The 23,030-nt window shown below is 64.7% G+C and carries 18 protein-coding genes and 2 pseudogenes; 15 read left to right on the forward strand and 5 right to left on the reverse strand.

What is annotated here, in order from left to right; genetic code table 11:
* The first annotated feature begins 6 nt into the window (after window positions 1–6).
* The 3 genes from trpD to moaC are packed head-to-tail and all read left to right on the forward strand — an operon-like array spanning window position 7 to window position 2,384.
* Window positions 7–1,020 (forward strand): anthranilate phosphoribosyltransferase, encoded by a 1,014-nt coding sequence (gene trpD, locus AC629_RS10340; RefSeq protein ID WP_084804685.1) that lies wholly within the window; start codon window positions 7–9, stop codon window positions 1,018–1,020.
* Window positions 1,021–1,027: 7 nt separating this feature from the next.
* Complete coding sequence (gene trpC / locus AC629_RS10345; protein ID WP_084804686.1) at window positions 1,028–1,849, forward strand: indole-3-glycerol phosphate synthase TrpC; 822 nt, start codon at window positions 1,028–1,030, stop codon at window positions 1,847–1,849.
* Window position 1,850: 1 nt separating this feature from the next.
* Window positions 1,851–2,384, forward strand: a complete 534-nt coding sequence (gene moaC / locus AC629_RS10350) for a cyclic pyranopterin monophosphate synthase MoaC (protein WP_084804687.1) — start codon at window positions 1,851–1,853, stop codon at window positions 2,382–2,384.
* Window positions 2,385–2,391: 7 nt separating this feature from the next.
* Here moaC and AC629_RS10355 read toward each other — a convergent pair whose 3' ends face one another.
* Window positions 2,392–2,985, reverse strand: coding sequence for a CGNR zinc finger domain-containing protein (locus tag AC629_RS10355; protein ID WP_084804688.1), 594 nt, complete (start codon window positions 2,983–2,985; stop codon window positions 2,392–2,394).
* Window positions 2,986–3,122: 137 nt separating this feature from the next.
* Here AC629_RS10355 and AC629_RS10360 point away from each other — a divergent pair, with 137 nt between their 5' ends.
* From AC629_RS10360 to AC629_RS10370, 3 genes are all read left to right on the forward strand, one after another.
* The gene (locus AC629_RS10360; protein ID WP_084804689.1) at window positions 3,123–4,538 is read left to right on the forward strand and encodes an amidase; all 1,416 of its coding nucleotides are present in this window, start codon (window positions 3,123–3,125) and stop codon (window positions 4,536–4,538) included.
* Window positions 4,535–5,791: an MFS transporter gene (locus AC629_RS10365; RefSeq protein WP_084804690.1), complete on the forward strand. Its 1,257-nt coding sequence runs from the start codon at window positions 4,535–4,537 to the stop codon at window positions 5,789–5,791. Before AC629_RS10360 ends, AC629_RS10365 begins: the two co-directional genes overlap by 4 nt.
* A 229-nt stretch (window positions 5,792–6,020) precedes the next feature.
* Complete coding sequence (locus tag AC629_RS10370) at window positions 6,021–8,741, forward strand: bifunctional diguanylate cyclase/phosphodiesterase (RefSeq protein WP_084804691.1); 2,721 nt, start codon at window positions 6,021–6,023, stop codon at window positions 8,739–8,741.
* A 127-nt stretch (window positions 8,742–8,868) separates the two neighbouring features.
* Here the strand turns inward: AC629_RS10370 and AC629_RS10375 are convergent.
* Window positions 8,869–10,207: pseudogene (locus AC629_RS10375) on the reverse strand (S41 family peptidase).
* A 295-nt stretch (window positions 10,208–10,502) separates the two neighbouring features.
* Here AC629_RS10375 and AC629_RS10380 point away from each other — a divergent pair.
* The 6 genes from AC629_RS10380 (at window position 10,503) to AC629_RS46655 (ending at window position 15,988) form a co-directional block, all read left to right on the forward strand.
* Window positions 10,503–11,636, forward strand: a complete 1,134-nt coding sequence (locus AC629_RS10380; RefSeq protein WP_084804692.1) for an alpha-hydroxy acid oxidase — start codon at window positions 10,503–10,505, stop codon at window positions 11,634–11,636.
* Window positions 11,637–11,651: 15 nt separating this feature from the next.
* The gene (locus AC629_RS10385; RefSeq protein WP_084804693.1) at window positions 11,652–12,278 is read left to right on the forward strand and encodes an HAD family hydrolase; all 627 of its coding nucleotides are present in this window, start codon (window positions 11,652–11,654) and stop codon (window positions 12,276–12,278) included.
* A gap of 164 nt (window positions 12,279–12,442) precedes the next feature.
* A complete protein-coding gene (locus tag AC629_RS10390) occupies window positions 12,443–12,637 on the forward strand; it encodes a hypothetical protein (protein WP_084804694.1) in 195 nt (64 codons plus the stop codon).
* Window positions 12,638–12,876: 239 nt separating this feature from the next.
* A complete protein-coding gene (locus tag AC629_RS10395; RefSeq protein ID WP_084804713.1) occupies window positions 12,877–14,088 on the forward strand; it encodes a molybdopterin molybdotransferase MoeA in 1,212 nt (403 codons plus the stop codon).
* A 176-nt stretch (window positions 14,089–14,264) separates the two neighbouring features.
* Window positions 14,265–14,966: a transcriptional repressor LexA gene (gene lexA / locus AC629_RS10400; RefSeq protein ID WP_014494969.1), complete on the forward strand. Its 702-nt coding sequence runs from the start codon at window positions 14,265–14,267 to the stop codon at window positions 14,964–14,966.
* Between the two features lie 587 nt (window positions 14,967–15,553).
* Window positions 15,554–15,988 (forward strand): hypothetical protein, encoded by a 435-nt coding sequence (locus AC629_RS46655; protein ID WP_084804696.1) that lies wholly within the window; start codon window positions 15,554–15,556, stop codon window positions 15,986–15,988.
* An 11-nt stretch (window positions 15,989–15,999) separates the two neighbouring features.
* Here AC629_RS46655 and AC629_RS10415 read toward each other — a convergent pair.
* Both AC629_RS10415 and AC629_RS10420 read right to left on the reverse strand, forming a co-directional pair.
* Window positions 16,000–18,281: pseudogene (locus tag AC629_RS10415) on the reverse strand (ComEC/Rec2 family competence protein).
* Window positions 18,282–18,369: 88 nt separating this feature from the next.
* A complete protein-coding gene (locus tag AC629_RS10420) occupies window positions 18,370–18,603 on the reverse strand; it encodes a DUF2171 domain-containing protein (protein WP_084804697.1) in 234 nt (77 codons plus the stop codon).
* A gap of 389 nt (window positions 18,604–18,992) precedes the next feature.
* On the opposite strand from AC629_RS10420, the gene AC629_RS10425 reads away from it, so the two are divergent.
* Entirely contained in the window at window positions 18,993–20,315 is a 1,323-nt protein-coding gene (locus tag AC629_RS10425) for an MFS transporter (RefSeq protein WP_084804698.1), read from the forward strand.
* Between the two features lie 81 nt (window positions 20,316–20,396).
* Here the strand turns inward: AC629_RS10425 and AC629_RS10430 are convergent, their stop codons facing one another.
* Window positions 20,397–20,759 (reverse strand): SPW repeat domain-containing protein, encoded by a 363-nt coding sequence (locus tag AC629_RS10430; RefSeq protein WP_084804699.1) that lies wholly within the window; start codon window positions 20,757–20,759, stop codon window positions 20,397–20,399.
* A 245-nt stretch (window positions 20,760–21,004) separates the two neighbouring features.
* Here AC629_RS10430 and AC629_RS10435 point away from each other — a divergent pair, with 245 nt between their 5' ends.
* Window positions 21,005–21,187 (forward strand): hypothetical protein, encoded by a 183-nt coding sequence (locus AC629_RS10435; protein WP_084804700.1) that lies wholly within the window; start codon window positions 21,005–21,007, stop codon window positions 21,185–21,187.
* A 169-nt stretch (window positions 21,188–21,356) separates the two neighbouring features.
* Window positions 21,357–22,787: a type I glutamate--ammonia ligase gene (glnA, locus tag AC629_RS10440; RefSeq protein WP_084804701.1), complete on the forward strand. Its 1,431-nt coding sequence runs from the start codon at window positions 21,357–21,359 to the stop codon at window positions 22,785–22,787.
* The last annotated feature ends 243 nt before the right edge of the window (window positions 22,788–23,030 follow it).

Here is a 23,030-nt window from a genome sequence, read left to right on the forward strand (position 1 = left end):
CACGCGATGGACGACCTGAAATCGATCATTGGAAAAGTCGCGACCGGCGCCAGCCTGTCGCGTGACGAAGCCGCTTCCGCCTTCGACGCCATGATGTCCGGCGAGGCCACGCCCTCGCAGATGGGCGGCCTCCTGATGGCGCTGCGGGTGCGCGGTGAGACCGTGGACGAGATCACCGGCGCGGTCTCGGCCATGCGCTCAAAGATGCTCACCGTCGATGCGCCCGCGGACGCCGTCGACATCGTCGGCACCGGCGGTGACGGCTCCGGCTCGGTCAACGTCTCGACCTGCGCCTCCTTCATCGTCTCGGGCACCGGCTTGCCCGTCGCCAAACACGGCAACCGCGCATTGTCGTCGCGCTCGGGCGCCGCCGACGTGCTGGCCTCGCTGGGGGTGAAGATCGACCTCAGGCCCGAGCAGGTCGGCCGCTGCGTGCATGAGTGCGGCATCGGCTTCATGTTCGCCCCCGCTCACCATCCCGCCATGAAGAACGTCGGCCCGACCCGGGTCGAGCTCGCGACGCGCACGATCTTCAACCTGCTCGGCCCGTTGTCCAACCCGGCCGGCGTGAAGCGGCAGATGGTCGGCGTGTTCTCGCGGCAATGGGTGCAACCGCTGGCACAGGTGCTGAAGAACATCGGCTCCGAATCCGCCTGGGTGGTGCACGGCTCCGATGGCCTCGACGAAATCACCCTCACCGGCCCGACCTTCGTCTCCGCGCTCCACAATGGCGAGATCCGGAATTTCGAGGTGACGCCGGAGGACGCCGGCCTGTCGCGCTGCGAGCCCGGCGCGCTCAGGGGCGGCGACGCTGAGGCCAACGCGATCGCTTTGCAAAGCGTGCTCGACGGCAAGCCGAGCCCCTACCGCGACGTGGCGCTGATGAACGCCGCTGCCGCGCTGGTCGTTGCCGGCCGCGCCAGGGACCTCAAGGAGGGCGTCGCGATCGGCGCGAAGTCGCTCGACAGCGGCGCGGCGAACGCCCGGCTGAAGCATCTGATCGCGGTCTCGAACGGCTGAGCCTGTCATGTCCGACATCCTGACTAAGATCGAAGCGTACAAGCGCGAGGAGATCGCCGCGGCCAAGCGCGCGCAGCCGCTGTCGGCGGTGGAGGCCAACGCCAAGGCGCAACCGGCGCCGCGGGGCTTCGTACGCGCGATCAGGGCCAAGCACAGCAATGGCGAGTACGCGCTGATCGCCGAAGTGAAGAAGGCCTCGCCGTCCAAGGGGCTGATCCGCGCCGATTTCGATCCGCCACAGCTCGCCAAGGCCTATGAGGCCGGCGGTGCCGCCTGCCTCTCGGTGCTGACGGACACGCCCTCTTTCCAGGGCCACCTCGACTTTATGGTGGCGGCGCGCGCGGCGACCTCGCTGCCGGTGCTACGCAAGGATTTCATGTTCGACACCTATCAGGTGACTGAGGCCCGCGCGCATGGCGCCGACTGCATCCTGATCATCATGGCGGCCCTCGACGATGCGACCGCCAGGGATCTCGAGGACGCCGCCCTCGCCTACGGCATGGACGTGCTGATCGAGATTCACGACCGCGCCGAGCTCGACCGCGCGCTGAAGCTCCGCTCGCCGATGATCGGCGTCAACAACCGCAACTTACGCACTTTCGAGACCACGCTCGCGACCAGCGAAGCACTGGCGCCGCTGATCCCCGGCGACCGGCTGATGGTCGGCGAGAGCGGCATCTTCACGCCCACCGATCTTGCCCGGCTCGAGCGCGTCGGCATGTCGACCTTCCTGGTCGGCGAGAGCCTGATGCGGCAGGCCGATGTGACTGCCGCCACGCGCACGCTGCTTGCGCGCGAGAATGCAGCGCGCGCGACGGGTACGCGCTGATATGGCGCGCAAGCCGTCCAAAACGAAGCCAGCCAGGACGAAGCCAGCCAAGACCAAGGCCGGCCCTGCCCTCACCCATATCGGCGCCTCCGGCGAGGCGCGGATGGTCGACGTCTCGGACAAGCCCGCGACCGAACGGATCGCGGTCGCGGAAGGACGCGTCGTCATGACCAGGGCGACGCTTGATCTCATCGTGTCCGGCAACGCCAAGAAGGGCGACGTGCTTGGCACCGCGCGCATCGCCGGGATCATGGCGGCCAAGCGCACCTCCGAGCTGATCCCGCTCTGTCATCCGCTGGCGCTCTCGAAAGTGACGGTCGACATCGAGCCCGACGCGAAGCTGCCCGGCTGCCTCGTCCGCGCCAGCGTGAAGGTCACGGGTCCGACCGGTGTCGAGATGGAGGCGCTCACCGCGGTGTCGGTCGCTTGCCTCACCATCTACGACATGATCAAGGCGGTGGAGCGCGGCGTGCGCATCGAGGGCATCCATCTCGTCGAGAAGCTGGGCGGCAAGTCCGGCCATTACCGCGTCTGAGCGCCATCTATTTAGCTTCGCGCTGCCGCTCACGATAGGCGCGCGTCTTCATCCGATTGCCGCACAGCGTCGACATGCACCATCGCCGCGTCGATGGTTTCGACCGGTCGAAGAACACCCGGCGACATTCCTCCGACGCGCACATCTTCAACCGGTCCAGCGTTCCCACAAGCGTTGCGTCATGAAGCTCGATCGCAATAGTCGACAGGCCAGCGAGCGCGTCCTCGCGCGCTGCCGACAATATCGCGCCGCGCCCGGCGCGCGCCTCCACTCGCAACGGAAACGGCGCCAGCGCATCGCCGAGCGCGCCCAGGACATCCTTGTTCCGGCGCCGCTCGGCCGGGTCACATTGCAGATAGGCACGTAACGCCTCGCGCAGCCGCAGCGCGGTCTCGAACATCGCGGGCGTAACGCGTCCACCCTCAGTGCCAAGGCCACGTTCCTGCATCCAGTCCGCAAGTTGTCTCGGCCCGGCGATTTCGTCGCCCTGCGGGTGCTCCACGCCGAAATGCGTGAAATGGCGAACATCGAGCGTATTGGCGAAGTCGTAGACGTTCGCCAGCGCGTCGGGAACTTTGAATTTGCGCGACTCTTTCGACATCGAAACACCGGATATTTGAACACCAGTAAAACATATTTACTGGTTGACAGCAAGCGACACCTGTATCATATCTATACTGGTGTCGAATCTCTTCGAGATCGAACGTCATTGCAACAACAAGAAGGGAGCCGCGAGCCGTGGCCGACGCCCTGCACTATCTCGAGCTCACAGAGCTCGCTGCACGTCTTAAGGCGCGCGACATCTCCGCGCTGGACGTGACGCGCGCGCAACTCGACCGTATCGACGCCCTGGATCGTGAACTCGGTAGCTACGTTCACGTGATGGCGGACACAGCCATTGCCGAGGCGAAAGCCGCGGACGCCGAAATCGCACATGGCCGGTATCGGGGCCCGCTGCATGGCGTGCCGATTGCGTTGAAGGATCTTTTCTGGACCAAGGGCATTCCGACGGCAGCCGGCACCATTCTTCATCGCGACTTTCGTCCCGGTGAAGACGCAACGGTCGTGCGTCGGCTCAAGGATGCGGGCGCCGTGGTGCTCGGCAAGGTGCAACTCAGCGAGGGCGCCTATTCCGATCACCATCCATTGGTGACGCCGCCGAAGAATCCGTGGAATGCGGCTTACTGGCCGGGCATTTCATCCAGCGGCCCGGCGGTCGCGACCGCTGCCGGACTTTGCTTCGGCTCGCTCGGCTCCGACACCGGGGGCTCGATCCGCTGGCCGTCCGCCGCCAACGGCCTGACCGGGCTGAAGCCGAGCTGGGGCCGCGTCAGCCGCCATGGCACGTTCGAGCTGGCTGCGACGCTCGACCATGTCGGGCCGATCGGCCGCAGCGCGGTCGATGCCGGCGCGCTGCTTGGTGTCATCGCCGGACACGATCCGAACGATCCGACGTCGCTGTTCGATCCTGTGCCCGACTATCTGGCCGCGGCTACACAGGACGTGCGGGGCTTGCGGATCGGCGTCGACGCCGCTTGGAACAACGACGACGTGGACGTCGCGACGCAGCGCGCGCTGGCGGACGCGATCGATGCTTTCCGAGCGCTTGGCGTTGATATCGTCAATGTCAGATTTCCTGACGTGATGCAGGCGATCGCCGACTGGACGCCGAATTGTGCGGTGGAAGCTGCGGTCGCGCACGAGGCGACCTATCCTGCCCGCAAGGATGAGTATGGTCCAATCCTCGCCTCGGTGATCGAGGCCGGTCGTACGCTCTCCGCCCTCGATTATCAGAAGATCCTGCTGCGCCGGCTGGCGCTGCGCGGCCGGGTGGCGGCGTTATTCGAGACCATCGACCTGCTCCTGATCCCGGTGCACCCGTTCCCGCCCGTGACGCTCGCCATGATCCGGACGCTCGGCGAGCAGCCGGACCTGATCGCGAAGCTGCAGCGCTACACTTGCCCGTTCGACATGACCGGTCATCCCACGATCACACTGCCGGGAGGAGCATCCGCAGACGGGCTGCCGATCGCGTTCCAGCTCGTCGCCGCCCATCTCGACGAGGCCATGCTCGTGCGTGCCGGGGCGGCGTTCCAGCGCACCACGTCCTGGCATCGCCGCCATCCTTCCCTCACCTCGCGGAGGCAACATTGACCCTTCAATCCACGCTGCCTCATCGAAGCGTTTTCCACGGCTGGTTCGTTGTTGCGGCGGCATTCGCCGTGATGTTCGTGGGTTTCGGCTCGGCCTACACATTCAGTGCCTTTCTCGAGCCGCTGCAGCGCGACTTCGGCGCCTCGCGCGGCTCGATCTCGCTGGTGTTTTCGATCGCTGGCTTTCTCTACTTCGCGCTCGGTCTCGTCAGTGGCCCCCTCGCCGACCGGGTCGGCTCGCGCCCGCTTGCAGTGATCGGCATGATCCTGGTCGCTGTCGGGCTCTCGGCCGCGAGCACAGCGCGCTCGCTTGTCGAGGTTTATCTCGCCTATGGGCTGGGCGTCGGCCTCGGGGTCGGCTGCGCCTATGTTCCCGCCATCGGCGCGGTGCAACGCTGGTTCGTGAGGCGCCGTGGCTTTGCCTCCGGCCTCGCGGTCAGCGGCATCGGGCTCGGCACGCTGGCCATGCCGCCGTTCGCCTCAACTCTGATCGCCTCGGTCGGTTGGCGCGGCGCCTATCTGGTGCTCGGCGCGATCGCCTTGGTGATTGGCGGAGGGCTTTCGCTGTTGATCGAGAACGATCCGAAGGACCGGGGCCTCAGCCCGGATGGTGATCCACCTCGCGAAACCTCCGGTGCCACCAATGCCGGCGGCGCTTCGGTGCGCGAGGCCGTCCGCTCACCCCAGTTTGTCGGCCTCTATGTGTCCTGCCTCATCTGTTCCTTTGGCGCCTTCGTCCCCTTCGTCCACCTCGTGCCCTATGCGCGCGACAACGGAGTTACGGCGTCCCCTGCCGTGCTGCTGCTCGGGATGATCGGCGCCGGCAGCACCGCAGGCCGGTTCTTCCTCGGCGCGCTCGCCGACCGGATGGGCCGCGACCGCTCGCTGATCATGGTGCTGATAGGAATGGCATTCGCGATGGCGATCTGGGCTGTTGCGGCAAATGTCTGGGCCCTCGCCGCCTTCGCCTTCGTCTACGGCGTGTTCTATGGCGGCTGGGTCGCGGTCCTGCCGGCTGTTGTGATGGACTATTTTGGCGGCCGCAACGTCAGCGGCATCATCGGCATTCTCTACACCAGCGTCGCCTTCGGCACGCTTGTCGGCCCGAGCGCCGCCGGCTTCGTCTACGACGTCAATCACAGCTACACGCTGCCGATCCTGCTCAGCGCCTCCGCGAACATCGTCGCGGCGCTGATCGTGGTGGCGATCCTGGCGCGCAGCGGCACGCGGACGATCAGCGCAGCGAAGAGCTGATCGATCCGAACTTGGAGTATCATCGCGCGACCGGCAGGAATTGACCGGCATCGCGCGAGTTTCCGGCACGCCCCGCACATCTCTCGCCCCGCGCATTGATCGCATTTGCGCGCGGCCATTCATGTCGTATTAACCGCGCTTCCTAACGCTGCCTCCACACCGTTCCAGTAAACCGACGGATGCTTTGGGGATCTGAAATCGATCCTGACGTGTGTACGGCAACGATCGAATGACGACGAAATACGGCAGCCGCCTTTTTGACCAGGCCTTCGTGCGCAGCGGACCGATCCGTTGGCTGGTGGTGGGTGGCACGCTCCTGATCGCAGCGATCGCCGTCGGCTCGGTCCTGATGGCGCAGAACTTCCGCGAGCGCGCACTGCGCAACAGCTCACGCGAGCTGGAAAACACCGTGCTGCTGCTTGCGCATCATTTCGACCAGCAATTGCACGATTTCGCAGTCATCCAGAAAGACTTCGTCGACCACGTTCGCGCGACCAGCATCACCACCGCGGAGGACTATCGCGAGCGCCTCTCCGGCCAGGACATCCACCGGATGCTGCGCTCGAAGATCGAGGCGCTCCCCTACATGGGCGGCGTCAATGTCATCGATGCCGAAGGCAACGTGATTAATTCGTCGACGGCATGGCCGGCTCCGAAGGTCAACGTCGCCGACCGCGCCTACTTCCGGACTTTCAGATACGACCCCAACGCGCCGGACGTCCTCATCGAGCCGGTGCACAGCCGCATCTCCGGCGCCTGGACCATTCTGATCGTCCGCAAGATCGTGGGGCCGAACGGCGAGTTCATGGGCATCGTCGGGCGCGGCATCGAGCCGGCCAATTTCGAGAAATTCTTCGAGTCCGTCGTGCTTGGCGAAGGCTCCAGCATCTCGATGCTGCATCGCGACGGCACGCTGCTCGCCCGCTATCCCCATTCCAGCGAGTTGATGGGACGCAGTTTCAGGAACGGCTCGTTCGAGCAGCAGCGGATCTTCGGGCTCGATCACTTCGCCGGCCGATTCATAAGCCCCGTCGACGGCGAGGACCGGCTGATCTCCGGGCACGCCCTGCCCCACTTCCCGATTCTGATGATGGCTACCACGACGCGCGCGGCGGCCCTGACGGACTGGCGCGAGCAGATCGGCATCCTGATCTCGGTCGCCGGCGCGTCCGCTCTCGCCATCGCCGGTGTGCTGATCGCGATCGTGCGCAAGCTGCTGGAGCAGCACCGCGCTTCCCGTGGGCGGCTGACACTTGAGAAGCTGCGCCTCGACCGCGCCGTCAACAACATGACCCAGGGCCTGTTGCTGTTCGATGCCGAGCAGCGGCTCGTGGTGTGCAACCAGCGCTACATCGAGATGTACGGCCTGTCGGCCGACGTGGTGAAGCCCGGCTCCAGCTTCCACGACATTATCGCGCACCGCAAGGCGACCGGCTCCTTCACAGGCGATATCGACAGCTATGTCGATCGCGTGCTGCGCAACATCCGCCTGCGCAACTCCATGGTGGTCGACACCTCCGACGGACGCTCGATCCACATCCTCAACGAACCTCTCGTAGACGGCGGCTGGGTGGCGACGCACGAGGACATCACCGAGCGGCGGCGCATCGAGGAGCGCATCACACACCTCGCCCATTACGATGCGTTGACCGACCTGCCCAACCGCGCCATGTTCCACGAGCACCTGCGCGCGGAGCTGGCTGCGATCGCCGACGGCGAAGAGATCGCGGTGCACTACATCGACATCGACGAGTTCAAGGGCGTCAACGACGCCCTCGGCCATCTCGTCGGCGATGAGCTGTTGAAATCGATCGCCACGAGCCTCAGCCGCTGCGCAGGCCCGGCGGACTTCGTGGCGCGGCTCGGCGGCGACGAATTTGCCATCGTACAGAGCGCGGTGACGTCGCTGGATCGGGTCAACGATCTCGTCGCGCGGGTTTTCGATGCCATCCGCACACCCGTCGACTGCATGGGCCATCACCTCACCACCGACGCCAGCATCGGCATCGCGCTGGCGCCCGGACACGGCACGGCGCTGGACCAGATCCTGAAGAACGCGGACATGGCGATGTACGCCGCCAAAGCCGCAGGACGTCACACCTATCGCTTCTTCAAGCCGGAGATGGACGCCAAGGTCCGCGAGCGGCGGCAGCTCGAGATCGACCTGCGCCACGCCATCGCCCATGGCGGCCTCGAGGTCTATTACCAGCCCTGCCTCGGCCTGAAGGACGACCGCATCACCGGCTGCGAGGCGCTGGTGCGCTGGCGCCATCCCGAGCGCGGCATGGTCTCGCCGGCCGAATTCATTCCGATCGCCGAAGATACCGGGCTGATCAACGAGATCGGCGAATGGGTGCTGGCCACCGCCTGTCGGGACGCCGCGAACTGGCCCGCCGACATCCGTCTCGCTGTCAACGTCTCGCCGGTGCAGTTCAAGAGCAGCACGCTGGCGCTGAAGATCATGGCAGCGCTCGCTGCGTCGAACCTGCCGGCGAGCCGGCTCGAGCTCGAGATCACCGAGGCGGTGCTGATCCGCGACGACGACACCGCGCTTGCGATCCTGCATCAGCTGCGCGCCATCGGCGTGCGCATCGCGCTCGACGATTTCGGCACGGGCTACTCCTCGTTGAGCTACCTGCACCGCTTCCCGTTCGACAAGATCAAGATCGACCGCTGCTTCGTCGACGACATCGCCGGCCCGGACGGCTCCGCCAGCATCGTTCAGGCCGTCGTCAACCTCGCGGCTGCCCGCCGCATGACCACCACGGCCGAAGGCGTCGAGACCGAGGAGCAGCAGCGCCTGTTGCGCGCACTCGGCTGCTCCGAGATGCAGGGCTATCTGTTCAGCGCCGCAAAACCGGCCGACAAGGTGCTGGAGCTATTCGCGCTGCATCGCAGCCGCCTCGCCCAGCGCGGTGGCAACGAAAGCTGCCGCCGCGAGGCAAGCTAGGTCTCCGGCAGAGAGGCCGCTACGAGGCCACCGTTGCGGCGATGAATCCGGCTGGGACAGCGTCCAAAAACAAATTCGCCCGGGAGCGGTCATCCACTCCCGGGCGATGTCTGGCGGTCGCAAACGTTTAGTTCGGCACCGCAGCCTTCGGCGCGGGCTTGGCCGCCACGGCGTTCGCGGTGACGCCGTGCAGGAAGTCGAAGGCCGCGTGCAGGGCCTTGTCGTCCTTCTCTTCCGGCGGAACGTAGGATTGCGATCCGGTCTGCTCGGTGCCGTCCGCGGCCGAGAGATGGCCGCGCATCTGGGACTCCGCCATGGTGTCGATCCGGCCCTTCAGCTCCGCCGGCACATCCTGGAGTATCTCGATGTCAGGCGCGATGCCCTGGGCCTGGATCGAGCGGCCCGACGGCGTGTAGTAGCGCGCCGTGGTCAGCGCCAGCGCGCCATTGCCGGCGCCGAGCGGAATGATGGTCTGCACCGAGCCCTTGCCGAACGAACGCGTGCCGATCAGCGTTGCGCGCTTGTGGTCATGCAGCGCGCCGGACACGATCTCCGAAGCTGAGGCCGAGCCGCCGTTGATCAGCACGACCAGCGGCTTGCCCTTGGTGAGATCGCCGCCATGCGCGGTGAAACGCTGGGTCTCTTCCGGATTGCGGCCGCGGGTCGAGACGACCTCGCCACGCGGCAGGAACGCGCTCGACACCGACACGGCCTGGTCCAGCAATCCGCCCGGATTGTTGCGCAGGTCCACCACGTAGCCCACGAGCTTCTCCGGCGGGACGTCCTTGGAGATCGACGCGATCGCCTTCTTCAGGCCATCGGTGGTCTGCTCGTTGAACGAGGTGACGCGGATATAGCCGATGTCGCCATTCTCGACATGGAAGCGCACCGGACGCACGTGGATGATCTCGCGCGTGATCGAAACGTCGAGCGGAGCGTCCGCGCCCTTACGCACGATGGTCAGCCTGGTCTTCGTGTCGACCGGGCCCTTCATCTTGTTGACGGCCTGCTCGAGCGTCATGCCCTGGACGGCCTCGCCGTCGATCTTGCTGATGAGGTCGCCGGACAGGATGCCGGCCTTCGAGGCCGGCGTGTCGTCGATCGGCGAGACGACCTTGACCAGGCCCTCCTCCATCGTGACCTCAATGCCGAGCCCCCCCGAACTCGCCGGAGGTGGTCTCCTGCATCTCGGTCCAGGCCTTGGCGTTCATGTAGCGCGAATGTGGGTCGAGCGAGGTCACCATGCCCGTGATCGCGCCTTCGATCAGCTTGGCGTTGTCGGGCTTTTCGACATAGCTCGCCTTTACCCGCTCGAACACTTCGCCGAACAGGTTGAGCTGGGAATAGGCATCATCCGCGCTCGCCGCCGCCCGTGCCGCCCATACGCCGCCGTGCGGGCTGGCTACCAGAAGGGTCAAGCACGCTCCGGTAAGCGCGCCCAAGGGGAACAGCAGGGTTTTCCGCATGGATGGACTGGCCTTTTTTGCTTGGGGCTGGGGCGCCATGCAAATGGCGATCCAGCTCGCTTCTCACAATACCATTCTGGTTTCTTCAAGGCCGGAACGCCACGACGGCGGGTCCACGGTAAAAATCCCTTCGTCCGGACCTAAACTTTTGGCAACGTTCCGAAACCGGTTCGCGCGGGAAGCGGGAATCGGTCGACCGGCCCACGCCTCGCAGCTATGCGATTTTAGGATGGTTTTGGAGGGCCGGACGCGATAGGCGATGACAACAAGACTTCAAATTCTCGGGAGGACTACAATGAACGACGCGCCCCGCATCCGGCCGGAAAGGAACGTCGAACTCGGCGCCAGCAACGAGCCGTTCCAGAATCTGCACGAATTCATCCGGAAGGCGCGCGCCAACCTCAACCAGAATGCCTGGGACTATATCGTCGGCGCCGCCGAGACCGAAACCACGATGCGGCGCAACCGCATGGCGCTGGACGAGATCGCCTTTCGCCCGCGGGTGCTCCGCGACGTCCGCAAGGTCGACGGCTCCGTCGAGCAGTTCGGCCGCAAGATGCGCCTGCCGGTGGTGCTGGCTCCCGTCGGCGCGCTCGAGATCTTCGATCCGCATGGCGCTGCCAGCGTAGCGCGCGCGGCTGGCACCTTTGGTGCGGCGCACATGCTGAGCTCGGTGTCCGAGCCTGGCCTGGAAAAGACCGCCGAGGCCGCCCCCGATGCGCTGCGGCTCTACCAGCTCTACGTTCGCGGCGACGACGCCTTCGTCGCCGATGTCGTCAGCCGGACCGAGAAGAACGCCTACGCCGCGTTCTGCCTGACCGTCGACACCGCCCATTACAGCCGTCGCGAACGTGACATCGCCAAGCGCTACGTTCGCGAGAGCCGCCTGCGCGCCACCGGCGGCGATTACCAGAAGGGCCTGGAGTGGCGGACCGTCAAGATGATCAAGGACAAGTTCAAGATCCCGCTGATCCTCAAGGGCATCGCCACTGCCGAGGACGCGCTGATCGCGATCGATCACGGCGTCGAATGGATCTACGTCTCCAACCATGGCGGCCGCCAGCTTGATCACGGCCGCGGCGCCATGCACGTGCTCCCTGAGATCGTCGATGCCGTGAGGGGCCGCGCCAAGATCATGGTCGATGGCGGCTTCGGCCGCGGCACCGACATCGTCAAGGCCATCGCGGCGGGCGCTGACCTCGTCGGCATCGGCCGGCTGCAATGCTGGGCGCTGGCGGCGGCCGGCGAAGCCGGCGTCATGCGGATGCTGGAGCTCCTGGAGGACGAGGTGCTGCGCTGCCTCGGCCTGCTGGGCGCCACCTCGTTCGCCGACGTCAACAAGTCCTGCCTGCATCCGGCGACCGCCACCAACGCGCCGAGCGTGTTCAGCGCGTTCCCGCTGTTCGACCACGAACCTTACCGGTACTGAAGTGAAAAGGACGCAATGACATCGCTCTCTCCCGGCAGCGCGGATGCGCTTTTGTTCGATCTCGGGCGCGTCGTGCTCGACATCGATTTCTCCAAGGCGATCGCCTGCTGGGCGGGACATGCCGGGTGCGCGCCCGAATCCATCGTCGCGCGCTATGTGCGCGACAACGAGGCCTATCGGCTGCACGAAGTCGGCAAGATCAGCGACGAGGACTATTTCGCCTCACTACGTGCCTCGCTCGGGATCGGCATCTCGGATGCGCAGTTCCTGGAGGGCTGGAACGCGATCTTCGCGGGCGAGATGCCTGGCATCGCGAACCTGTTGCCGCGTGCGGCAAGGCACATGCCGCTCTACGCCTTCTCCAATACCAACCGGCCGCATGTTGACTATTTCTCGAAGGAGTATGCTGGCCTGCTCGGCCATTTCCGCGAGCTGTACCTGTCGTCCAGCATCGGGCTGCGCAAACCGGATGCGGAGGCCTTCGACCATGTCGTGGCGGCGATGGGCGTGCCGGCAAACCGAATCGTGTTCTTCGATGACCTTGCTGAGAATATCAAAGGCGCGCGCGCACGCGGATTGACCGCGGTGCACGTGACATCACCGTCGGACGTCGGGAACGCATTGAAGGCGCTCGGAATTTAAAAACCAGTGCCGGACCGTCCGCCAACTCAGTTCCGCCTGCTGGAACTAATTTTGCGCGGAATGTGGAACCAAATCACTCTGTGCAAATTTGTACCAAGTTCCGGGAACGAATGCCCGCTTCCGGACTCGTGAGTCCGTTGGGGATTCTACATCGGACTTATCGCGTGTTGGGCAAAACCTACCTCACCAAGCAGGCCTCGCTGCTGCTGAAATTCGCCAGAACCACCTCGGACCCTAACCTCTCCGCAAAGCTGATCAGCAAGGCTGCCGACCTGAAATCGCAGGCCGATCCTCTACCCGACAAGGACCAGGGCCCCGTAGCGCCGGACGTCAGACCGAACAAGCAGCCGGGGACCTGAGCGATGCTGGCCGTGGCTCTCGTCTTCTCGTCCTCGCCATGGCCATCCTCGTGCCGGTCTGCCTTGCCTTTCGGATCATGCCGCGGCGGACCTGAGTCTCTCTTGCTTATTGCCAGCTATTGCCAGGCGAATGGTGCAAGATGAATCATCCTGCCGCGACGCTCTTTTGCCTCCGCGCCCGCACTCGGCTAGAACTCTCGCCGCCGATTTACCCGAATGCCCAGCAGGAGTTTTCGCCCGTGGCCTTGATGCCGGTTTCTGACGCGCTTGCAGCGGTGCTGGCCGGCGTGCAGCCGCTGCCTGAAGACATGGTTGCGCTCGACGAAGCCTTCCATCGCGTGCTTGCGCGCGACGTCGCGGCACGGCGCACGCAGCCGCCGCAGGCGATGTCGGCGATGGACGGCTACGCCGTGCGCGGGGCCGATGCGGCGAAGATCGATGCCGTGCTCACGGTGATCGGCGAGATCGCAGCGGGCCGGCCGTTTGCGGGATCGGTCGGCGCCGGCGAGGCCGTGCGGATCTTCACCGGCGGCGTCGTTCCCGAAGGCGCGGACGCGGTCGTGATCCAGGAAGACACGGTTTCTGACGGCAGGCGCATCACGATCAAGGAAGCCGCCGTAACGGGGCGAAACATCCGTCCCGCCGGCGTCGACTTCTCCGAGGGCGACGTTCTGCTGCGCAAGGGAGCCCGGCTCACCGAGCGGGACCTGGCACTGGCCGCCGGGATGAACCACCCACGCCTCCCCGTCCGCCGCCGTCCGAAAGTCGCGATCCTCGCCACCGGGGATGAGCTGGTGATGCCGGGCACCACCCCCGGTCACGGCCAGATCGTCTATTCCAATGGCTACGCTCTGCACGCACTCGCCCGGAGCGAGGGTGCCGATACCGTCGACCTCGGGGTTGCCGCCGATACGCTGGAAGCCACCAGCGCCGGCATCCGCCGCGCCCGTGAGACCGGCGCCGACATCCTGATCACAACCGGCGGCGCGTCGGTCGGCGACCACGATCTGGTCCAGCAGGCGCTCAGGGCTGAAGGCATCTCGATGGCGTTCTGGAAGATAGCGATGCGGCCGGGCAAGCCGATGATGAACGGACGGCTGGGCGCGATGCGCGTGATCGGCCTGCCCGGCAATCCCGTGTCATCCTATGTGTGCGGTTTCCTGTTCATGGTGCCGCTGATTCGCGCGTTGTCGGGCCGGCAGGTGATTCACCATCGCCGCGAACGCGCTGTGCTCGGCCGCGACGTCGGCGCAAACGATGTGCGCGAGGATTATCTTCGCGCACGCCTGGAGGAGCGCGACGACGGCACGCTCGTCGCCCTTCCAGTTAACCATCAGGACTCCTCGCTGCTTGCGAATCTCGCTGCGGCACAGGCACTTCTCGTGCGCGCACCATTCGCGCCAAAGGCCGAAGCCGGCACGCTATGCGAGGTGCTCCGACTGCCGGCCTGAGCGCATCAAGCACACGCGTTCCGCGAAGTTTGTCGCGTTCACCATAAATTAAGCAGTTGCGGAACACATATCGAACATATAGTGTCCGTTCATGATTTGTTTCGAGCATGTAGCGGCTTACCGCTGAATTCAGCGTCTCGGAATCGAACGACACCAACCGGGGGATTTTGGTCGAGATGTTAACGCGCAAACAATACGAGCTTCTGCGGTTCATCAGCGAACGTCTGAAGGAAAGCGGCGTGCCGCCCTCCTTCGACGAGATGAAGGACGCGCTCGACCTGCGCTCGAAGTCCGGCATCCATCGCCTGATCACCGCGCTCGAGGAACGTGGCTTCATTCGCCGCCTGCCGAACCGCGCCCGCGCCATCGAAGTCATCAAGCTTCCTGAGCTGCAGGCGGCCGCCGGCAGCCGGCGTGGCTTCACGCCGAGCGTCATCGAAGGCAATCTCGGCAAGGTGCGAACAACCTCCAGCCCGCCCGCGGACGAGGGCGAGCGCCCCGTTGCAGTGCCGGTGATGGGGCGTATCGCGGCCGGTACGCCGATCGAGGCGTTGCAGACCCGCAGCCACACTATCAGCGTACCACCGGACATGCTCGGCTCGGGCGAGCACTACGCGCTCGAAGTGCGGGGCGATTCGATGGTCGAGGCCGGCATCCTCGACGGCGACATGGCGCTGATCCAGCGCAACGAGAGCGCCGATACCGGCGACATCGTGGTGGCGCTGATCGACGATGAGGAAGCCACCCTCAAGCGCTTCCGCCGCCGCGGCGCCTCGATCGCGCTCGAGCCGGCCAATGCGGCCTATGAAGTGCGCATCCTGCCGCCGAACCGGGTGAAGATTCAGGGCAAGCTGATCGGCCTGTACCGGAAGTACTGAGCGTCCGCTCCCGCGCGATCGACGATCGCCATCGACGATTGGAGCGGATGATTGTCCGCTCCGGCTGGATAGTCTTTCTGGTTTCGCACAGATTATCCGGCCACCCCACAGCGCTACATCCTCGGCGCGCCGCACGAAGCAGCCCAGCTTCGCAGCCTCGAGATCGAGGAGCCCATTACGCGCAAGACCGTTCTTACGCGCAAGACCGTTCTGAGTGTGCCCGCAACGGCGTTGATCGCTGCACCAGCGTCGCAGGCGCTCGCCGCACAATCGCGATATCACATCCGAGAGGAGACGGCCGTCAGCGAGCAATTCCGCAATGCCCGCGACGCCGTCGAGCAGCCCTCGCAGCCGAGCTGGCCATATTCCGGCTGGTCGGCGCCTGCAGGCCGCTGACACGCGTGCCCGCATAATGCACTGGAGCCGGCTTTGTTCCCATTGAAGCCAGGAAAGATAATTTGATCGGAGCCCGCAAAAGCGAGCCGCAGATTTGCCCACAACCGGCATATGCTTTGAGACTTCCACTCTGATAGAGGCCTGCGCCTCGAAAGAGGCCCGGGTTGCTATCTTTGCACGAGGAGCACCCGATGTGTGACTACAGCCTGCATGCCGTCGCGACGCGCCCCGCAGAAGTCGGCGAGACGATTGTCACGACAACCTTCCGCGGCACCTCGACGCGCGGCTTCGCCTCCGAGGCCGATCTCTCCGTCGCGGTTTGCCTGCTGCCGGGAACCGAGCTCGCTTTCGCCGACAACGTCCGCTACGACAATCGCTGGATCTGGACGCGCACCGTCAATTCACGCGTCGGCAAGTTCGGCAAGGTCGATCCGCACATTCCCGATCGCCATCATGACGCGATCGAATTCCCCGACGGCAAATACGTGCTGGTGACGCAGCTCGTCGAAGGCCAGCGCGCAACCGTGCTGCAATTGCCCGTGACCCAGCCGCTCGGTGAGCGCGAGCAGAAGCCGCAGATCATCGCCGACAGGCAGCCGACAGTGCCACGCCTGCCAATCGGTTGACCGGTCGGCCATCAGTCCTCTGCCTGAAGGTCGGCCTCCGACGGCGTTGCGTCCCTGGAGCGCGGAGCCGCCGACCGTGGCATGAGGCTCAGTTCAGAATCTCCATCGCCGGCAGTCGCCGGCGACAGGGTCGGTTGGTGCCCCTTGCCTTCACAGCCTGTACCGAAAATCCGTCGCCGCGCTGTGTCAGCGCCAGCGTGCCTTGCCTTGCAAGGCGTTGCCGGTCGACCATCATCGCCGCACAGTCCGGCCACGCCGACCTTGCCGTCACCACCAGCGCGGCGCGGCTGCAATCATCCGCCAGCGCATCGATCCGCAAGGTCAGCGCGACAAGGCGCCCATCGGCAAGCGGCGTCACGCAGCCGGACTCGTCGCACGATACGCCGTTGGCCAGCGCGGCGCTGCCAGCATCGCGCGGATCCGCATCGGCCGCGAGCCACTCCTTGAGCAGAAAGCCGTCCTTGCTTGCCCGGATCATGTGCAGGTGCCCATCCCTGCCCCGCACCGCGACGCTCTGGCCGTCACCGGCAATGAGGATATCCGGCTGCCGTACCGATAATCCCCAGAGGACCGCGGCCAGCACCAACAGGGCACCCGACCAGCGCAAGGGCGTGCGCAAGAGACCCATGAGGATGATCCCGAGGCTGGCCGCGATCAGCGGCCCGATGCCGAAGGCTGGAATGCGGCCGACCGCCCCCGGCAGCGCCGCCACCCAGCGCGAGACCGCAACCATCCAGTCGATGCCAATCCCCATCGCCCACCAGCACACGCCATCAAGCCCGAACGGCGCGAGGAGCAATCCGAACAGCCCTGCCGGCATCACCAGCGCCGAGACCACCGGCATCGCGCCGAGGTTGGCGAGCACGCCGAATGGTGTCACCCGGTGGAAATGGAAGGCGGCATAGGGCGTGGTCGCAAGCCCCGCGATCAGCGAGGCCAGGAACAGCATCGCGATCTCGCGGCCGCCCCACTGCGCGATCCGCGCGGTCGCCGAATGATCGGGCGATGCGAACAGGTTCGGCATGCCGATCTGCACCAGCGCCACCAGCCCGAGGGTCGCCGCAAAAGACATCTGAAAGCTGGGATGCACCAACGCTTCGGGCGCGACCGCGAGCACGATCAGCGCGGCCACGGCCAGCGTGCGGAAGGTGATGGCGCGGCGATCGACCATCACCGCGATCAGCACCACCGCCGTCATGAAGAACGATCTTTGCGTTGCGACCTCCGCGCCGGACAGCAGCAGATAGAACGCAGCTGCAACCAGCGCGGCGGCCGCCGACCATTTCTTGATTGGGAAGCCTGACGCAAGTCCCGGGATCAGGGCGAGCAGCGCGCGCACCGCAAAGAAGACGACGCCGGCGACGACTGCCATGTGATAGCCGGAGATCGAGAGCACATGGCCGAGCCCCGAAATGAACATCGCGTCGTTGACCGGCGTCGTGATCGCATCGCGCCGGCCGGTCAGCAGCGCGGTCGCGATCGCGCGATTGTCGCCCTCGAGAGTCGCACGGATACGCGCATCGATCGCATCGCGCAGGCCCTGCATGGTCGCGGCATAGCGCAGCCGCAGGCCGCCGTCGTCGGGCGGAGCTGAGACCGCGATCGCGCCCATCACGAAGCCCGAGGCGCCGATCCCCTGAAAGAACATGTCGCGCGAAAAGTCGTAGCTGCCGGGACGGACCGGCGAGAGCGGCGGCATCAGCCGGGCCTTCAACTGCACGAAGCTGCCGACTGCGGGCGCTGTCCCCTTGCGCACCGAGAGCCGCACACGCTCGAGCTTGACGTCGCTGCGCTGCGCCTCCATCGCGGTGACGCGCAGCACGAAACGATCGGTGCGCTCGCGGATGTCACGCGTCTCGACGAAGCCCGACAGCGAAACGGAATAGAGCGGCTTGGCCAGCACGGTGTGGGCTATGCGCGCCGTCTTCCAGGTCGCCACGGCAAAACCGGCCGCGACCGCCGCGATCATGATCGCCGGCGCGAACAGCCGGCTCCGCCGCCACGACACCGCGCCAAGCATGAGCACGACCGCTGTCGCGGCAACGACCCACAGCACCGGCTCATGATCGGCGGCAAAGTAGAGCGCGATGCCGGCGCCAAAGGCGACGGGTACCCACGGCAGCAGCCGCCCGGCGCCAGCCTCCGCGCTGACCCATTTGCGCAGCGTCCCGACGATCGCGGGCCAGGCACCAAAGCCCACCGGCGCAAAGCCGCCAGCCGACGTGGTCCGGCCAGTAGGCCAGGTCCCGGCGATGCCTTGCGAGACGCGCTGCGGCCGGCCCGGCTCCGCCATTCCCCTGCACCTTACGATACGCGACAGGCGCAGAGGCTACCGGAACGTGCAGGCGCGCGAATAGTGTACGGATCGGGAACGGGCGGCCCTATTTTTCCTCTTCCATCGTCACGGCTACGTCCGCCTTGGCCGAGAGCCGGACCTTGTTGCCTTCGACACCGGCGACGAGCCCCTTGTCGATGAAGTGATGATGGCCCTTGTGGCTGCCCTGACCGCTGTCCTTCTTGGTCAGCTTGATGCGGTTACCTTCGACCTTGTCGACCGTCCCGACATGGACGCCGTCCGCGCCGATGACTTCCATATGCTCTGCGATGTTATGCATGGTGGAATTCCTTTTTCTGGCCCCTCCACAACGCGTGAGACGCCTTTCCGTTCGTTGCTGACCAGAAGTGGCGGAGAAGTTGAGCCTTGCGGCCTCCTTCGCAAAACGCCCTGTCTCAGGTCGATTGAGCCGAAAGTCTCATAAGTTGCCAGCCCGTGCTGGGACTACACTACGGTTCCCAGCCTCCCCGACAGATGGGTAAGGCAGTGGTGGCTCGCGGTTCTAACACCGCCGGAGCTCTTCTCAGGTGGCGCAAAACACGCCTGAGGTCAGACGTTGCCGACGCAACTCTTTGAATTGGCGCCTGCGACGCCGCGCATCACGCTCTCCGCGAGAAGATCGACCGCTGAAACAAGCGTGGAGACGTTTTGAAAACATAGGAGTCGCACATGCAGGTACAGAGCGATTTTCGCCGCGTGATCATCGCTGCATCGGTGGGAAACATCATCGAATGGTATGATTTCTATATCTTTGGCAGCCTGGCCGCAGTTCTATCGGTCAAGTTCTTTGAGCAGTCCCACCCGGTTGCAGCCCTCCTCAGCACGATCGCCCTCTTCACGGCAGGATTTCTCATCCGTCCGCTGGGGGCCTTCCTGTTCGGATGGATGGGTGACCGGGTCGGCCGCAAATACACCTTTCTCATCACGCTCAGCGGAATGGGATTGGGTACCGGGGCGATCGGGTTGATCCCGACCTACCAGTCGATCGGTCTAACGGCCGCGTTCGTTCTCTTCGGCCTGCGCATGATCCAGGGCCTGTGCCTGGGCGGCGAATATGGCGGCGCCATCACTTACGTTGCCGAGCATGTGCCGGACGATCGACGCGGCTACTACACCGGCTGGCTGCAGACCTCGCCTACTCTTGGAATCGTGGTGTCGCTGGCCGTCATCGTCCTCACCCGGACATATGCCGGCAACCAGGCCTTCGATGAATGGGCGTGGCGCGTTCCGTTCCTGCTGTCCTTCCTGCTGGTGGCGATTGCCATCTACATCCGGCTCCAGCTCCAGGAAACCCCGATCTTCCAGGAGATCAGGTCCCGCGGCCAGATGACAAGGAACCCCTGGAAGGAGGCCTTCCTCAGCTCGAACATCAAATATATCGGGATCGCGATTGTGGTCCTGATTGGACAGGGCGTCGTCTGGTACAGCGGTCAGTTCTGGGCGCTGTACTTCCTGCAGCAGGTCTCCAAGGTGGATCCGCTGACCTCCGCCTACATCGTGGGAGCCGCGCTGCTCATTGCAACGCCGAGCCTGATCTTCTTTGGCTGGCTGTCGGATCTGATCGGCCGCAAGCCGGTGATCCTCGGCGGCATGCTGCTCGCCGCGATCACGTATTATCCGCTTTATCTGTGGCTGGGGACGGTCACGCAGCCCGGACACATCAACTATCCTGCCGCGACCTTCATCATCTTCATTCTCGTTTGCTATGTCGGAATGGTGTACGGACCGGTCGGCGCGTTTCTGGCGGAATTCTTCCCCGCCAGGATCAGGTACACGTCGGTTTCCGTGCCGTACCACATCGGCAATGGTTGGGGTGGCGGGTTGGTGCCGTTCATCACGTCGGCGGCATTCGCCGCGACCGGCAGCGTCGGCTACGCGCTGATCTACCCGATCGTGGTCCCTGCGGTGTGCTTCGTGCTTGCCGTCTTCCTGATGCCGGAGACTCGCAACATCAGCATCTGGCAACCGATCGAGCCGAGAGCCGCAATGTGATGGTTTGCTCCTGGTGCAGGACCGCAAGGCCCTGCACCGGAGTTCGTGTCGAGGCGCAAAGCGCCCGGCTAATACCTCTTCTCAGCCGGCCAGGTGATGCCAGCGATCGTGCCACCAGTTGCTGAAGTCGCGATCGGTCATCAATTCCCAGACAGCGAGCAGAATCACCACTATGCCGGACAGTACGCTGCTCACCGTGGCCGATACCGGCTCATAACCGATAGTCCAAGGTGCCAGCAGAAGCGCCAGGCCCAGCAGCATTTCTCCCCACTCCTCCAGGTAGGACGGGATGACAAATGCCTCGATGGCAAACAGCATGACGCCGAGCCCGAGTGCGATCGTGACCCAGAGAGCCGCGCCGGATAAGCCCAGGATAAAGAACGAAAGGACCAGCCACAGGCCCACCAAGAGGCTGGCAGCGTCTTGCCAATGTTGGATGCGCATGATGCTCACCTCCCCTCTCCCCGTTAAGTGGGGGCGCAGTTGTTAAAATGCATCCCCCCCGACCTGCGCTATGCTGCCGCTACCGAAGCCGCATCCCGTCCTCGCGGACCATACCCGGGAAAGGGCCCTTGCGGGTGCGCTGCACCAGGATGCAGACTGGCTTCGCTTGACCGGTGTCGACGTCTATCGTTCCCGGCCCCACCACCTCGATCGCGTGGCGCCCGGGACAAGAGGGAGGTGACGCCATGCGAGAAATCGAAATCCACGACTATGCGCGGCAGTTGCTGGAAGCACATGGCCCCAAGGCCATCGCGGAAGCAGCCCAGAACGCCATCGAGCTCGAGTCAAAGGGCGAGCTCGAGCTCGCCAAGACCTGGCGGCATATCGAAGACGCCATGAAGATGATGCGCGGGCCTCACCAAAGCTGAAGCCGCCCGCGCGTGCGTAGTCGCCTGACCGCAAATGCCGCCAAACCGGATTGAGGCCGGAGGGGCGGCAACACTGAGTATGGACCACAATCCGTCGCAAGCCGTCGGCTGCGGCTGAACGGCAACGCCACCCGCAAGACGCGCATCTCGATGATGCTGGGAGCCAGCTATGTTTCCAAAATGTGCGACAGCCGAAGATCTCGTGAAGGCGATCAAGGACGAGAGCGTTCAGATGATCGACCTGCGGTTCACCGACCTGCCGGGGGTATGGCAGCATTTTTCGGTCCCGCCGAGCGCAGTGAGCGTCGATGCTCTCGAGGAGGGCATCGGGTTCGACGGCTCATCGATCCGCGGCTTCCAGGAGATTCAGGAGAGCGACATGCTGGTCGTCGCCGATCCGACGACGGCCTTCACCGACCCCTATAGTCCGGCAAAGACGCTGGTCCTCATCTGCAACATCCGCGACCCCGTGACCGGCCAATCCTACAGCCGGGATGCCCGTTACATCGCCCAGAAGGCTGAAGCCTATCTCAAGGACGCTGGGCGCGCCGACACGAGTTACTTCGGCCCGGAGGCGGAGTTCTTCGTCTTCGACGAGGTGCGCTACGGTCAGGGCATCAACTATGCCATGCACGAGGTCGATTCCAGCGAAGGCAGCTGGAACACCGTCGCGGAGGAAGCGCCGAATCTGGGGCACAAGCCGCGCCCGAAGGAGGGATATTTTCCCGTTCCTCCGACCGACAGCATGCAGTCGCTACGCACCGAAATGGTGCTGACCATGGAACAACTGGGAATCCAGATCGAGGCTCATCACCACGAAGTCGCAACCGGCGGCCAAAACGAGATCGACATGCGCTTCACAACCCTCACCCGCATGGCCGACAATCTGATGATATACAAGTACGTGGTGAAGAATACCGCGCATCAACATGGCAAGACCGCGACCTTCATGCCGAAACCGCTGTTCGAGGACAACGCTTCGGGCATGCACGTTCACCAGTCGCTCTGGAAGGGCGAGACCAACCTGTTCTACGACAAGGGCGACTACGCCGAATTGAGCCAGCTCGGCCGCTACTACATCGGCGGGCTCCTGACCCACGCCTGGGCGTTGTGCGGGCTTTGCGCCCCCACCACGAACTCCTATCGGCGTCTGGTGCCGGGCTATGAGGCTCCCATCAACCTGGTCTACTCCCAACGCAATCGCTCGGCCTGCTGCCGGATTCCAATGTACTCGCCGAATCCACGCGCCAAGCGCGTCGAGTTTCGTTCGCCCGATCCCTCCTGCAATCCCTACCTGGCCTTTGCCGCGATGCTGATGGCGGGCCTCGACGGTATCGACAACCGGATCGACCCCGGCAGCCCCATCGACAAGAATCTTTACGACCTCCCACCCGCCGAAGCAAAGGAGGTGAAGTTGACACCGGGATCGCTGGACCAAGCGCTGGACGCACTCGAGCGCGATCACGCATTCCTGCTGCGCGGCGGCGTCTTCACTGCCGACGTGATCGAGACCTGGGTCGACTACAAGCGAAAGAAGGAAGTCGATGCGATCCGGCTGCGGCCGCATCCCTACGAGTTCCACCTCTACTATGACATCTAGTCGCGGCCTGGACAGCCGACGCGGTTGGGGGGGCGCGCCGCGGCCCAACGTGACATCGCGAGCGTATGTCAGCGGCCTACCCCACGATTGTCAGTGCGAGCAGGCCGGAGCCGAGCAGAACGATTCCTGTGACAGCCACGGCCAAAAAAGCAAGAGATGTGAATTCTTCGCGCATGGTGCGTACTCACCACGCTCCGACCATCACAAGAGTCGCGATGCTCAAAGCCGAGAAACACAGAATGA

The organism is Bradyrhizobium sp. NAS80.1, assembly GCF_001908205.1.
Taxonomy (GTDB): Bacteria; Pseudomonadota; Alphaproteobacteria; order Rhizobiales; family Xanthobacteraceae; genus Bradyrhizobium.